Origin of the sequence: Micromonospora musae, assembly GCF_003626635.1 — a bacterium.
Lineage (GTDB): Bacteria > Actinomycetota > Actinomycetes > Mycobacteriales > Micromonosporaceae > Micromonospora > Micromonospora musae.
Genome location: NZ_RAZT01000003.1, coordinates 352,125 through 364,779, shown reverse-complemented (window position 1 = coordinate 364,779; position 12,655 = coordinate 352,125). Strand labels below are relative to the sequence as shown.

The following is a 12,655-nucleotide window of genomic DNA, read 5'->3' as shown; positions in this document are numbered from 1 at the left end:
GCCCCGCTTCGCCGCACGTCACCGCTGTGTTTCGCCGGGCGGTGGCGCGCGGCGCCGCGCTGCTGTGCCTGACGGTTCACGCGCTCCGCTCCCTCACGCCACCTCGGCGGGAGCGCCGGCGGTGATCCGGAGCAACTCGTCGTAGGTGGTCGGGAAGACCGCCTGAGGTACGCCGCCGGCGGCCCAGATCTCCTGGTACGCGGCGAGCGCGGTGTCCACCAGGGTGCGCAGCGGTCGCGGGTGCCCGAGCGGGGCGACACCGCCGATCGGCTGGCCGGTGTGCTCCCGGACGAACTCCGGGGTGGCCCGGTGCAGCCGGGTGAACCCGATCGACGCGGCCAGGCCGGCGATGTCCACCCGGTGCGCGCCGGAGGTCAGCACGAGCAGCGGCTCGCCGTCGGCCTCGAAGATGAGCGAGTTGGCGATCTGCCCGACGTCGACGCCGAGCGCCTCGGCGGCCGCCGCCGCGGTGTGCACCGCCTCGGGCAGTAGGCGTACGGCGCTGGGGGCGCCGGCGGCGTCCCGGGCCTTCGCGTCGGCGAGCGCGTCCTGCACCGCTCGTACGTTGGGGTGTGGCTGCATGGGGGCCATTCTTCCCGGTCCCGTCCGCTCCGGGCCGGCCGGCCACGCCGTGTCCCGGCCGGCGTCCCCGCGTCGCTGACGCTTGCGGCGGTCCGGCGCGTCACACGTTGCGTTTTCGTCGGCGGAGGGGTGTACTGTCAGCAGCAGTTAGAACGAGTGTTCGATTGCCTCGAACGTTCGTTCCAACCTCCCGGGAGTGGCGTTTCGCGGCGCTGCCTCCCGGGGCGGTGCGGCACCGCGGTCCGCACCTGGGTGCCGGGCAGTCGCGAGCCCGGTCCCACCAGGCAGGAGCGTCGTCCGCCGCCCACGACCCCCGGGCGGCGGACGACGAACCCGCCGGTACGCCGGCCGGGTGTGGTGTGGGGAAGCATCCACACCCGGCCGGCCACCACACAGGTGCGTCTTCCTCCGCACCACTCGACCCGGCGTCCGCCGGCCGCGACGAACCGGCCGGCCGCCTCGGCCACGTGGAGGAGACAGCCCATGCCGACCAACCCGGCTCAGCCACCGACGGTGCCGGCGCACGTGCTGCCGCACCGCACCCCCGCCCAGCTCCTCGCGGTGGCCCGGCTCGGTCTGGCCGAGGCCGGCCAGACCCGTCCCGACGGCCTCCGCTACGCGGCGGCCCACCTGGCCGCGCTGCGTGCGGCCGCGGCCCTGCTCGCCGCCCGCGCCCGGCCCACCCCCACCCGCCGCAACCAGATCACCAGCGTCTGGATCCTGCTCCGCGCCGTCGCCCCCGAGCTCGACGAGTGGGCCCGTTACTTCGCGGCCGGAGCCGGGAAGCGGGCCGCCGCCGAGGCCGGCATACCCCGGGTGGTCAGCGCCCGGGAAGCCGACGACCTGCTCCGCGCGGCCGAACAGTTCGTCGCGGTGGTGGAGACCGCGCTCGGCGTGGCCCACCAGCCGGCGCTCGACGGCCTCGCCGCCTGACCCGGCGGCTAGGGCGTGTGTCGAAGTCCCTGGCCGGCCTGCGGCGGGCCCAGACGACGACCGGCGGCGTCGGCGCTTCGTCCGGATACAACACCGGTATCCGAACGAATCCCCGCCTTGCCGGACCGCCGCCTGGACTCCGCCTCGGCTCGACCGAGGACTTCGACACACGCCCCGGGCGAGCGGCGGTATCACCGACGGCGATCGGCGTCGGCGGCGAGAGCCGGCTGCCCCTGCTCCGGTCCGGGCGCGGTCTGCCGCCGCGCCCCACGTGGCCGGCGGCGCCCGTCCGGGTCATGCCGGACGGGTGTGTCGGCCGCCCGGCGGGGGGAGCCGGGCGGCCGACACCGAGCACGGGAGCCGCGAGGTCGTCGACGAGGACCTTCGGGGGCCATGCCCTCCGCGTGACCGGCGACCGGATGACCGGGGCCGCGCGGTCCGGCGGGACGCCCCGGCGCGACCGACCCGGGGGCCTTGACAGCAACACCTGATCCGACAGCGACACGACGGGGGGTTGGTCCGATGGCGGGCCACATGGTGGTCGGTTCCGCCGCGTTGGCCGGGCTGGTCCGTCCGGCCAGCGCGCCGGACCCGGCCGGCGGCCACCGGATCCTGCCGGTGGCCCCCGAGCTGACCGGCCTGCTGCCCAGCCGGGGGCTGCGGCGCGGCAGCACGATCGCGGTCGCCGCCGGTCACCCGCGGCACGTCGGCGGCGCCTCGCTGGTGCTCGCGCTGCTCGCCGAGGCGTCCCGGGCCGGCTCGTGGTGCGCCGTGGTGGGGGTGCCGACGTTCGGGGCGGGCGCGGCCGCCGAACTCGGGATCGCCCTGGATCGGCTCGCCCTGGTGCCGAATCCCGGCCCCGAATGGGCCACCGTCATCGCCGCGCTGATCGACGGGGTGGACGTCGTGGTCACCGCGGTGCCCGCCTCGGTCTCCGCCTCGGTCGCCAACCGGCTGGCCGCCCGGGCCCGGCAGCGTGGCAGCGTGCTCGTCCCGTACGGCCGGTGGGAGGGCGCGGACGTGACGTTGCAGGTGGTCCGGGGCGCCTGGGAGGGGCTCGGGCCGGGCCGGGGCCGGCTGCGCCGCCGAGAGGTCACCGTCTCGGCGCGCGGGCGCGGGGCGGCGGCCCGACCCAAGGAGATCAAGGTCTGGCTGCCGGGTGACGAGCTGACCCGGGTGATCCCCCGCGCCGTGGCCTCCGCCGTCGGCGGCCCGACCGCCGGTCGGCCCCGCCCGGTGGCTCCGCCCGGCCGTACCGTCGCCGGGGTCTCCCGGCGGGGCGCGCTCACCCTGGTCGGGCCGGCGTGACCGACACACCGGCCCGCACCCTGCTGCTCTGGTGCCCGGACTGGCCGGTGCTCGCCGCCGAGATCGTCGACGGGGTGCCCGCCACCGGCCCGGTCGCCGTCCTGCACGCCAACCGGGTGGTCGCCTGCTCGGAGCGGGCCCGGGCCGAGGGGGTGCGGCGGGGCCTGCGCAAACGGGAGGCGCAGGGCCGCTGCCCCCAGCTGACCGTCGTGGAGTACGACCCGGGACGCGACGCCCGGGCGTTCGAGCCGGTGGTCGCCGCGGTGGAGGAGTTGGTCGCCGGCGTGGAGGTGGTCCGGCCGGGTGCCTGCGCGGTGGCCGCCCGAGGGCCGAGCCGCTACCTCGGCGGCGAGGAGGCGGCCGCCGAACAGATCATCGAGCACGTCGCCCAGACCTGCGCGGTGGAGGCCCAGGTCGGGATCGCCGACGGGGTCTTCGCCGCCGGCCTGGCCGCCCGCACCGGGCGGGTCGTACCACCGGGCGGCACCCCGACCTTCCTCGCCGCTCTGCCGGTCGAGGCGTTGGGCCGGCCGGCCCTGGCCGACCTGCTGCGCCGGCTCGGCGTGCGCACCCTCGGCGACTTCGCCGCGCTGCCCGCCGGCGACGTGCTGGCGCGGTTCGGGTTCGACGGCGCGCTCACCCACCGGCTGGCGGCCGGGCGGGACCACCGCCCGCTCGCCGTCCGCCGGCCCCCGGCCGACCTGACGGTGACCGCCGAGTACGACGAGCCGGTCGACCGGGTCGACGCGGCCGCGTTCGCCGGCCGGGCGCTGGCCGAGCAGCTGCACGACCAGCTCGCCGGGCACGGGCTGGCCTGCACCCGGCTCGGTATCGAGGCGGTCACCGCGCACGGCCAGGAGCTGCACCGGGTCTGGCGTCACGACGGGCTGCTCACCGCCGCGGCCATCGCCGACCGGGTCCGCTGGCAGCTCGACGGGTGGCTCACCGGCAGCAGCGGCCGCGGTGGGGTCGGTCGGGCCCGTCCGACGGCCGGGATCATCCGGCTGCGGCTGATCCCGGACGGGGTGATCGCCCAGGCGGGCCTGCAACCCGGGCTGTGGGGGGAGACCGGTGAGGAGCGGGAGCGGGCGCATCGGGCGTTGAGCCGGGTGCAGGGCATCCTCGGCCCGGAGGCGGTGCTCACCGCGGTGCTCGGCGGCGGGCGCTCCCCGGCCGACCAGGTGCGCCTGGTGCCGTGGGGGGACGAGCGGCTGCCGGCCCGCCCCGGTGAGCCGCCGCGTCCCGGCGAGCCGGCGCGGCCGGGCGAACCGCCGTGGCCCGGCCGGCTGCCGCCGCCCGCGCCGGCCGTGGTGCTGCCCACCCCGCTCGCCGCGGTCGTGCACGACGCCGACGGCGCGCCGGTGGTGGTGAGCGCGCGGCTGCAGGTGAGCGCGCCTCCCGCCCGGTTGACCGTCGACGCCGCCCGGCCGATGGAGATCACCGGCTGGGCCGGCCCGTGGCCGGTCGACGAGCGCTGGTGGGCGCCGGCCGAGGCCCACCGGCGGGCCCGGTTCCAGGTCGGTCTCGCCAACGGCACCGCCCTGCTGCTCGTGGTCGAGGCCGGGCAGTGGCTGGTGGAGGCGATCTATGACTGAGCGTGGCGGTCCGGTCGTCCGGGCCGGGCGGCGACCGCGGGCGGGGGCGGCCGGATGAGCTTCCACAACCCGAAGATGCCCTGGTCCGAGCTGGAGCGGGTGCTCTCCGGGCGGCCCGCCCCGGCCGGCGCGTCCGGTCGGGGGCGCTCCCGCGACGAGCGGCACCTGCACGTGGTCGATCCGCTCGCGGTGGACGCCGACGGTGGGGACAGCCCCGCCTGGAGCCGGAAACGGGAGCAGTACCAGCCGCCCGCCCTGCCCCGCGTCGAGGGCGCGGTGCCGTACGCGGAGCTGCACGCCCACACCAATTTCAGCTTCCTCGACGGGGCGAGCCACCCCGAGGAGCTGGCCGAGGAGGCGGCCCGGCTGGGGCTCACCGCGCTCGCCGTCACCGACCACGACGGCTTCTACGGCGTGGTGCGCTTCGCCGAGGCGGCCCGGACGCTGGGCCTGCCCACCATCTTCGGCGCCGAGCTCTCGCTCGGGCTGCCCGGCCCGCAGAACGGTGAACCGGATCCGCTCGGGCGGCATCTGCTGGTGCTGGCCCACGGCCACGAGGGGTACGCCCGGCTCGCCTCGACCATCTCCCGGGCCCAGCTGCGCGGCGGTGAGAAGGGCCGCCCGGTCTACGGCGAGCTGGAGGAGGTCGCCGAGGAGCTGCGCGACCACGTGCTGGTGCTCACCGGCTGCCGCAAGGGGCACGTTCCGGCGGCGCTGCTCACCGAGGGGGTCGAGGCGGCGGCCCGCGAGCTGGACCGGTTGACCGCGCTCTTCGGCGCGGAGACGGTGGCGGTGGAGCTCACCGACCACGGCCACCCGGTCGACGCCGACCGCAACGACGCGCTCGCCGAGCTGGCCGCCGCGGCCGGCCTGCCCACGGTGGCCGCCAACAACGTGCACTATGCGACCCCGGGGCGGCGTCGGCTGGCCACCGCGGTCGCCGCCGTACGCGCCCGGCGCAGCCTGGACGAGATCGACGGCTGGCTACCCGCCGCCGCCACCGCCCACCTGCGCAGCGGCGCGGAGATGGCGGCCCGGTTCGCCGCGTACCCGGGCGCGGTGGCCCGGGCCGCCGAGTTCGGCGCCGAGCTCGCCTTCGACCTCCAGCTCGTCGCGCCGCAGCTGCCGGCGTACCCGGTTCCGCCGGGGCACACCGAGATGAGCTGGCTGCGCCACCTGACCTACGAGGGGGCCCGGGAGCGCTACGGCCCCCCGGAGGCGCATCCGACGGCGTACGCGCAGCTCGACCACGAGCTGAACATGATCGAGACGCTGGGCTTCCCCGGCTACTTCCTGGTGGTCTACGACATCGTCGCGTTCTGCCGCGAGCAGGACATCTACTGCCAGGGCCGGGGCTCGGCCGCGAACTCGGCGGTCTGCTACGCGCTGCGGATCACCAACGTCGACGCGGTGCGGCACCGGCTGCTCTTCGAACGGTTCCTCGCGCCGGAGCGGGACGGCCCGCCCGACATCGACGTGGACATCGAGTCCGACCGCCGGGAGGAGGTGATCCAGCACGTCTACGCCCGCTACGGCCGGGAGCACACCGCCCAGGTGGCCAACGTCATCTCGTACCGGCCGCGCTCGGCGGTGCGGGACGTGGCCAAGGCGTTCGGTTTCTCCCCCGGCCAGCAGGACGCCTGGAGCAAGCAGATCGACAGGTGGGGCGCGATCGCCACGGCCGACGTGGCGGACATCCCCGAGCAGGTGGTCGAGTACGCCAACGAGCTGCAGACGTTCCCCCGGCACCTGGGCATCCACTCCGGCGGGATGGTGATCTGCGATCGGCCGGTCATCGAGGTCTGCCCGGTGGAGTGGGGGCGGATGCCCGGGCGAAGCGTGCTCCAGTGGGACAAGGACGACTGCGCCGCCGTCGGGCTGGTCAAGTTCGACCTGCTCGGCCTCGGCATGCTCTCCGCGCTGCACTACGGCTACGACATGATCGGGATGAGCCTGGACCTCGGCGACATGACGCTGGACGACCCGGAGGTCTACGACATGCTCTGCCGGGCCGACTCGGTGGGGGTGTTCCAGGTGGAGAGCCGGGCGCAGATGGCCACCCTGCCCCGGCTCAAGCCCCGCGAGTTCTACGACCTGGTGGTGGAGGTGGCGCTGATCCGGCCCGGCCCGATCCAGGGTGGCTCGGTGCACCCGTACATCCGGCGCAAGAACGGCCAGGAGCCGGTGGAGTACGCCCACCCGCTGATGCGCAACGCGCTGGAGAAGACCCTCGGCGTGCCGCTCTTCCAGGAGCAGCTGATGCAGCTCGCCATCGACCTGGCCGGCTTCGACGCGGCCGGGGCGGACCAGCTGCGCCGGGCCATGGGAGCCAAGCGGTCGGTCGAGCGGATGGCGCAGATCGCCGACCGGCTCTACGCCGGAATGGCGGAGCGGGGCATCACCGGGGAGCTGGCCGACGACGTCTACCGGAAGCTCACCGCGTTCGCCAGCTACGGCTTCCCGGAGAGCCACGCGATGAGCTTCGCCTACCTGGTCTACGCCAGCTCCTGGCTCAAGCGCTACCACCCGGGGCCGTTCCTGGCGGCGCTGCTCAACGCCCAGCCGATGGGCTTCTACTCACCGCAGACCCTGGTGGACGACGCCCGCCGGCACGGCGTGCAGGTGCGCCGGCCGGACATCAACGCCAGCGGCGCCCTGGCGGTGCTGGAGTCCACGCCCGACGCCCGGTGGGGCAGCGGGCCGGGGGAGCCGCCGCACGCCTGGGGGCTGGGCGGTCCGGCGGTCCGGCTCGGCCTGGCCAGCGTGCGTACCCTCGGCGACGGGGTGGCGGAGCGGATCGAGGCCGAGCGGGTCGCGAACGGGCCGTACCGCGACATGCCGGACGTGGCCCGGCGGGTCGGTCTCACCGCCGCGCAGCTGGAGGCGCTGGCCACCGCGGACGCCTTCGCCTGCTTCGGGCTCACCCGGCGGCAGGCGCTCTGGGCGGCCGGCGCGGCGGCGCAGGACCGGCCGGGCCGGTTGCCCGGCACGGTGACCGGCGCGGCCGCGCCCACCCTGCCCGGCATGGAGGCGGTCGACCGGCTGGTCGCGGACGTCTGGGCCACCGGCCTGTCGCCGGAGAACCATCCGGCCACGTTCATCCGCCCGCGCCTCGACGAGTTGGGCGCGCTGCCGATCGCCCGGCTCGGCCGGGTGGAGCCCGGCCAGCGGATCCGGGTCGGCGGCATCGTCACTCACCGGCAGCGGCCGGCGACCGCCGGCGGGGTCACCTTCCTCAACCTGGAGGACGAGACCGGCATGCTCAACGTGACCTGCTCGCCGGGGTTGTGGCAGCGCTACCGGCGGGTGGCCCGGACCAGTACCGGGCTGGTGGTGCGGGGCCGGCTGGAACGGTACGAGGGGGTGACGAACCTGGTCGCCGACCGGCTGGAGGCGATCCAGCCGCCGGTCAGTCCGGCCTCCCGGGACTTCCGCTGACCCGGCCGGGCGACGTGGGCGGGCGGCGCGGCCCGGCGGGCCGTCGGCCGTCGCGGGGATGCGCCGGCGACGCGACGAACCCGCCGAGGTGGGCTCAGCCGGCCAGGCCGATGAGCGCCGTGCCGGCGCTGCCGATCAGCCCGACCAGCACGATCCGCCGGAACAGCCGCGGGTCGAGCCGGTGGAAGAGCCGGTTGCCCAGCCACCAGCCCAGGGGGACGGCGGGCAGCGCCGCGAGGGCGATTCGCGCCACGTGGGTGTCCACCTGACCGGCGACCAGGAATCCCGCCAGCCCGATCAGGCCGGTACCGGCGAACGTCGCCGCCACCGTCGCCCGGAAGGTACGCGGGTCGTAGCCGAGGGAGTGGAACGCGGCGACCAGCGGCGGCCCGTTGGTGCCGGTGGCGGCGGTGAGCACGCCGACGAGCACGCCGACCGCGCCGAGCCCGACGCGACCGGTGCGCACCCGGGCGCCGCTGGCCACCAGCGCGACGCAGCCGAGCACCACCACCGCGATCAACGCGCTGAGCAGCCGCGGCGGGGCGTACGCGAGCACCAGCAGGCCGACCGGCACCCCGAGCAGGGCGGTGGCGGTGAGCGTCACGGCCATCCGCCAGCGGGCGTACGCGCGCTCCCGGACGGCCGCGGTGAGCGTCAACCCGATGCTGGTCAGCGCCGACACCACGACCGCGCTGCGAGGGTCGATCGCGATGGCGAGCAGCGGGACGGTCAGCAGCGCGTACCCGAAGCCGCTGACCGCCTGGGCGAACGCCCCGAGCAGCACGATGCCGAACGCGCTGAGCAGAACGAGCATCCGAGGAGCGTGGCCCCGGCCGGCGGTGGCCCGGACGCCGGCCCGGCCACGCGAGACCCGGGACACAGCCGCCCGAGCGGGTGCGCTCCGGTTCCCGGGTTTGGGGAGCCCGCCAATCGGAGAAGTGCTGATCGACAAGCCGCGCATCGACGGCGCGTCAGTCCAGCTCCACCCCGGTGCGCCTCGGCGGCGGGGGAGACGCGGAACACGTTCGGCGGCGACGCGGCACCGTCGCGGGGCCTCCGATTGTTCCAGCTCCTGTAGCGGGGGTGGTGCCTCGGTGACGGCCTGCGGCTGTTCCCGATCATCATGGTGGCAACCCTGATACGGGTGATCGTGCACTACGAAGGAGAAGAGCAGTGACGGGGAACAACGGTCACAACGGAGTGGCCAACGCGCGTCGTACTCGCCTCACCGCCGGCTGGGTGCCGGAACACCACCTGGAGCCGCGCGAGTACGAGGTGACGGACGGCCCCGTGGCCAACGTCCGGCGCTCGCGTGTCGAGCGCGACCCGGCGGCGGGCGGGGAGTCGTGACCTCCGCCGCCGAGCGGAGGTAAGGACGAGGTGCGCCGGAGGGCCCCATCGACGGATCCGTTGGTGAGGGGCCCCCGGCCGACACCCCGGAACCTGACTAGGCTCGACCGGGTGGAGCAGACCCGAGGCCGGTTCACCGGGCCGCCGCTGACCCCCCGTACCGCCGTGATCTGGTCGGTGCTCCGTGCCGAACTCGAGCGGCGGGGCGGCATCGAACTGACCGTGCTCGACGTCGGCGGCGGCACCGGCGGTTTCGCCGTCCCGCTCGCCCAGGCCGGGCACCGCGTCACGGTGGTCGACGCGAGCCCCGACGCGCTCGCCGCGCTGACCCGGCGGGCCGCCGAGGCGGGCGTCGCCGACCGGGTACGCGCCGTGCAGGGCGACGGCGACGCGCTCGCCGGTCTCGTCGAACCGGCCGGTGTCGACCTGGTGCTCTGCCACGCCGTGCTCGAGGTGGTCGACGACCCGGTGTCGGTGGTGACCGCGCTGGCCACCGCGCTGCGGCCCGGCGGCGCGGCGAGCGTACTGGTCGCCGGTCGCGCCGCCGCGGTGCTGGCCCGCGCGATGAACGGTCACCTGGACGTCGCGGACACCCTGGCCACGGATCCCGCCGGCACCGCCGGGGCCCGGGACACCCTGCGGCGGCGGTACGACGTCGACGGCGCCTCGGCTCTGCTGCGCGCCGCCGGGCTCGTGGTCGAGGAGATCCACGGCGTACGCGTCCTCGCCGACCTGCTGCCGGCGGCGGTGGCCGACGGTCAACCGGGTGCCCTGGTCGAGCTGGAGCGGGCGCTGGCCGGCCGGCCGCCGTACCGGGATCTCGCCGCGCAGCTGCACCTGTTCGCCCGCCGGCCGGCATGACCGGCCCGGCCACGTCGGGCGCGTCCGGCCCGCCGGACCCCGACCTGCCTCCGGCGGCTTCCGAGCCGCTCTCCCCGGTCGCCCCGCGCTACGGCGACGGCAGCCTCGCCGACGTGCTCCCCAGCACGCTCGCCGTGCTCGGGGTGCCGGGGGCCACCGACCGGCTGGGCCTCTCCGCACAGCTGGCCGGGGTGCGCCGGGTCGCCGTGCTCCTCGTCGACGGGCTCGGCTGGTACCAGATCCCCACCGCCGCCCGGTACGCCCCGACGCTGGCCGGACTCGCCGCGACGGCCGGTCGGCCGCTCACCTCCGGCTTCCCGTCGACCACCCCCACCAGCCTGGTGACCTTGGGTACCGGCGTGGCGCCCGGGGCGCACGGCGTGCTCGGCTTCACCGTCCGGGTGCCCGGTACGGAGCGGGTGCTCAGCCACATCGAGTGGGCCGCCGACCCGGACCCGCTGCGCTGGCAACCCGTCCCGACCCAGTTGGAGCGGGCCCGCGCGGCCGGTGTCGCCGTCACCGCGGTGAGTCGTCCCGAGTTCGGCGGCAGCGGGCTGACGGTGGCCGCCAACCGCGGCGGGGACTTCCGCGGTGCGACCGGCGTCGACGCGCTCGCCCGGACCATGCTGACCGCGCTGACCGCCGGGACCGGTCCGACCCTGGTCTCCGGCTACCACCCCGACCTGGACCGGCACGGTCATCTCAGCGGGGTCGACTCACCGCCCTGGCGGGTCGCCGCGACGGAGGTGGACGCCCTGGTCACCCGGCTGGTCGACGGCCTGCCGGCGGACGCCGCGCTGCTGGTCACCGCCGACCACGGCCAGCTCGACGTGCCCATGGGGCACCGGTTCGACCTGGACACCGATCCCCGGCTGCGCGCCGGCATCCAGGTCGTCGCCGGTGAGGCCCGGGTGCGTTACCTGCACGTCGCGCCCGGTGCGGTCGACGACGTGGTGGCCGCCTGGTCGGCGGTGCTCGGTGACGCGGCCCGGGTGCGTACCCGCGACGAGGCGGTCGCGGCCGGCTGGTTCGGGCCGGTTCCGGCCGAGCACCTGGCCCGCATCGGCGACGTCGTGGTGATCTGCAACGACACGTACGCCGTGCTGGCCACCCGTTCGGAGAGCCCGCTCGCGTCCCGGCTGGTGGCGTACCACGGGTCGGACACCGCGGCCGAGATGACCATCCCGCTGCTGGTGGTGCGGGGCTGACCGGGTCGCGTCGTACCCCCCGGTTAACCTGCGCACATGGGCCGCAGCCAGTCGTTGCCACGGGGCGGTGATCCGCGCTTCGGTCCGGACGCCGACGACTCCGGCAGCCTGATCCTGCACGTCGACATGGACGCCTTCTTCGCCTCGGTCGAGGTGCGCCGCCGCCCCGAGCTGCGGGGCCGGCCGGTGGTGGTCGGCGGCCTCGGCCCGCGCGGCGTGGTCAGCTCGGCCAGCTACGAGGCCCGCCCCTACGGCGTGCGCAGCGCCATGCCGATGATGCGGGCCCGGGCGCTCTGCCCGCACGCGGTCTACCTCCCGCCGGACTTCACCGCCTACACCGAGGCCTCCCGGGCGGTGATGCAGATCTTCCGGGACGTCACCCCACTGGTCGAGCCGCTCTCCCTCGACGAGGCGTTCCTCGACGTGTCCGGTGCCCGCCGGCTCTTCGGTTCACCGGCCGAGATCGCCCGTGGCATCCGGGAGCGGGTGTCGGGGGAGCTGGGGCTGACCTGCTCCGTCGGGGTGGCGCCGAGCAAGTTCGTGGCGAAGCTCGGCTCGACCCGGGCCAAGCCCGACGGCGTGCTCGTCGTACCGGCGACGCGGGTGCTCGAATTCCTCCACCCGCTGCCGGTCGACGCGCTCTGGGGGGTGGGTGAGCGCTCCGCGCAGGCGTTGCGTCGGCTCGGCCTGGCCACCATCGGCGACCTGGCCGAGGCGCCCTACGGAATGCTGCGCAAGGCCCTCGGGGAGGCGTCCGCCGCTCACCTGCACGCCCTGGCGCACGGGCGTGACCCACGTGCGGTGAGCCCCGAGCACGTGGAGAAGTCGATCGGGGCGGAGGTCACCTTCGACGTCGACGTGACCGACCCGCTGGAGATCCGCCGGGCGCTGCTCGCGCTCGCCGACAAGGTGGGCGGCCGGCTGCGCCGGGCGGATCAGGTCGGTCGGACGATCTCGCTCAAGGTGCGGCTGGCCGACTTCCGCACGGTCACCCGCTCCCGCACCCTGCCGGTCGCCACCGACACGGCCCGAGAGATGTTCGACACGGTCTGGGCGCTCTGGACCGCGCTCGCCCCAACCGAGCCGGTCAGGCTCGTCGGCGTACGGGCCGAAGGGCTCGCCGCGGCGCAGGAGACACCCCGGCAGCTCGCGCTCGGCGCTCCCGAGCGCGGCTGGCGCGAAGCGGAGGCCGCCGCGGACGCCGCCGCTGCCCGATTCGGGCGGTCCGTCATAGGTCCGGCCAGTCTGCTCGGCAGCCGTGATCCCCGCCGGAACGAAAATCCGACCCGGCCATAGGTCGTCCCGCTTTCCGACGCGCGACCCCCCTCGTAGACTTGCGGGTAAGCAGCCGGTTGGCTGCCACGGTCTGTCGGTCCGAAC

10 protein-coding genes are annotated in these 12,655 nt (G+C 76.0%); 8 read left to right on the top strand and 2 right to left on the bottom strand.

The features are described from left to right. Positions 1–93: 93 nt before the first annotated feature. Positions 94–582 carry a YbaK/EbsC family protein gene (locus tag D7044_RS07475; protein ID WP_120678223.1) on the bottom strand — a complete coding sequence of 163 codons (489 nt, stop codon included), beginning with the start codon at positions 580–582 and terminating at the stop codon, positions 94–96. A gap of 483 nt (positions 583–1,065) precedes the next feature. Here D7044_RS07475 and D7044_RS07470 point away from each other — a divergent pair, with 483 nt between their 5' ends. The 4 genes from D7044_RS07470 (at position 1,066) to D7044_RS07455 (ending at position 7,856) form a co-directional block, all read left to right on the top strand. Beyond that, complete coding sequence (locus D7044_RS07470; protein ID WP_120678221.1) at positions 1,066–1,515, top strand: SAV_6107 family HEPN domain-containing protein; 450 nt, start codon at positions 1,066–1,068, stop codon at positions 1,513–1,515. A 522-nt stretch (positions 1,516–2,037) separates the two neighbouring features. After that, entirely contained in the window at positions 2,038–2,823 is a 786-nt protein-coding gene (locus D7044_RS07465; protein ID WP_120688353.1) for a hypothetical protein, read from the top strand. Beyond that, on the top strand, positions 2,820–4,418 hold the full coding sequence (locus D7044_RS07460; RefSeq protein WP_120688352.1) for a DNA polymerase Y family protein: 1,599 nt from the start codon (positions 2,820–2,822) through the stop codon (positions 4,416–4,418). Before D7044_RS07465 ends, D7044_RS07460 begins: the two co-directional genes overlap by 4 nt. 54 nt (positions 4,419–4,472) lie before the next feature. Beyond that, positions 4,473–7,856, top strand: a complete 3,384-nt coding sequence (locus tag D7044_RS07455; protein ID WP_120688351.1) for an error-prone DNA polymerase — start codon at positions 4,473–4,475, stop codon at positions 7,854–7,856. Between the two features lie 94 nt (positions 7,857–7,950). Here D7044_RS07455 and D7044_RS07450 read toward each other — a convergent pair whose 3' ends face one another. Continuing rightward, positions 7,951–8,670, bottom strand: coding sequence for a sulfite exporter TauE/SafE family protein (locus D7044_RS07450; protein WP_158609962.1), 720 nt, complete (start codon positions 8,668–8,670; stop codon positions 7,951–7,953). Between the two features lie 359 nt (positions 8,671–9,029). Here D7044_RS07450 and D7044_RS32580 point away from each other — a divergent pair, with 359 nt between their 5' ends. From D7044_RS32580 to D7044_RS07435, 4 genes are all read left to right on the top strand, one after another. Next, on the top strand, positions 9,030–9,206 hold the full coding sequence (locus D7044_RS32580) for a hypothetical protein (protein ID WP_187398708.1): 177 nt from the start codon (positions 9,030–9,032) through the stop codon (positions 9,204–9,206). Positions 9,207–9,299: 93 nt separating this feature from the next. After that, entirely contained in the window at positions 9,300–10,067 is a 768-nt protein-coding gene (locus D7044_RS07445) for a methyltransferase domain-containing protein (RefSeq protein WP_120678898.1), read from the top strand. Continuing rightward, on the top strand, positions 10,064–11,275 hold the full coding sequence (locus D7044_RS07440) for an alkaline phosphatase family protein (RefSeq protein WP_120678211.1): 1,212 nt from the start codon (positions 10,064–10,066) through the stop codon (positions 11,273–11,275). The genes D7044_RS07445 and D7044_RS07440 overlap by 4 nt, the downstream gene beginning before the upstream one ends. Positions 11,276–11,311: 36 nt before the next feature. Then, on the top strand, positions 11,312–12,571 hold the full coding sequence (locus D7044_RS07435; protein ID WP_120688349.1) for a DNA polymerase IV: 1,260 nt from the start codon (positions 11,312–11,314) through the stop codon (positions 12,569–12,571). Positions 12,572–12,655: the final 84 nt, after the last annotated feature.